Source organism: Streptomyces sp. SID9727 (genome assembly GCF_010550605.1).
Classification (GTDB): domain Bacteria; phylum Actinomycetota; class Actinomycetes; order Streptomycetales; family Streptomycetaceae; genus Streptomyces.
The window spans coordinates 1-1,495 of record NZ_JAAGNI010000467.1; the positions used below are offsets into that span (position 1 = coordinate 1).

1 protein-coding gene is annotated in these 1,495 nt (G+C 77.1%); it reads right to left on the bottom strand.

Features of this window, described 5'->3' with window-relative positions; translation table 11 throughout:
* Positions 1-101 precede the first annotated feature (101 nt).
* Positions 102-1,495, bottom strand: a 1,394-nt coding sequence (locus G3I41_RS32175; protein WP_164404064.1) for a DUF5691 domain-containing protein, incomplete at its 5' end; no start/stop codon positions are given.

Sequence of the window (1,495 nt, forward strand, 5' to 3'; positions counted from 1 at the left end):
CTGGGCAGCCCGTGCCGGTCCGCGCCCGGGCGGAGCCGGTGCGGGCGGCGCCGCCGGGATGGCGGCGGTCCGTGCCGGGCGGGCGGGACCGGGGCGCGGAATCAGCGCACCGGGGACCCGGACAGCTCGCTGTCCATCGTGGCGCGCAGGCGCAGCGTGGAGACCAGGCGTTGGAACGCCTCCGTCCAGTAGCCGTTCGCGCCGGGGGAGGCGTCCGCCGGTTCGGCGGGGGTGGTGGTCAGGACCTCCAGGCGGGCCGCCTCCGCCGGATCGAGGCAGCGCTCGGCCAGGCCCATGACGCCGCTGAAGCTCCACGGATAACTGCCCGCGTCCCTCGCGATGTCGAGCGCGTCGACCACGGCCCGGCCGAGCGGCGGCGCCCACGGGACCGGGCAGACCCCCAGCAGCTGGAAGGCCTCCGACAACCCGTGCGCGGCGACGAAATCACCCACCCAGACGGCCCGGTCCGCCGGAGGCAGCACCGCCAGGAGCTTCGCCCGCTCGGCGAGCGACGCCGTACCGGGGCCGTTGGACGGGGGCGTCGAAGGCGGACCCAGCAACGCCCGCGCCCACGCGGCATCGCGCTGCCGGACGGCGGCCCGGCACCAGGCCGCGTGCAGCTCCTCGCCCCAGCCGTCCGCCACGGGCAGTTCCACGATCTCCTCCGGGCCACGCCCGCCGAACCGCGCCGGCCAGACCGAGAGCGGGGTCGCCTCCACCAACTGACCCAGCCACCAGGACCGTTCACCCCGGCCGGACGGCGGGAGCGGCACCACCCCGTCACGCTGCATCGCCTCGTCGCACTCGTGCGGCGCCTCCACCGCGACGAACGGCTCATCGCCGGTCAGGCCCGGGCTCACGCAGGACAGCGCCCGGTCCGCCATTCGCCGGGCCAGCGCCGAACCGGGCAGCGCGGAGAGCAACTCGGCGGCCGTCGCCCGGACATTGCGGCTGCGGTCGGCGAGCGCCTGCTCCAGGAACTCCTCGTCCGCGGCGGACAGCCCGGTACGCAGCGAGTCCACGAACATCAGCCGGTCCTCGGCGCGTTCGGTCTTCCACGTGGTGGCCAGCAGCGCGCGGGCCGCCTCCGCGTCATGCGCCCGTACGGCCCCGAGCAACGCGATGCGCTCCGCGAACAGGCCCTCCTCCCACAGCCGCCGCACCGCCTCCGCGTCGTCCGGCGGGGGCAGCAGCGCGCTGCCGGACGCGCCGCGCAGCGCGAACTTCCACTCCGGATTCAGCCCGGCCAGCCACAGGCCGCGCGGCCCGGCGAACTCCAGGGTCTGCGGGCGCAGATCGGTGCGGGCCCTGGCCGCGTCCAGCAGCGCGGGCAGGGCGGAGTCCGGCGCCCGGTACCCGTGCAGGTTGGCGGTGGCCAGCCACTGCGGGATCAGCTCCGTCAGGTCCGGGGCCGCGCCCCGCCTGCCGCCGGAACCCGCCGCCCGGTCGGCCAGGAGCTGGGCCAGCCGGCTCCGGGCGGCTTCCGGCAGCGGCG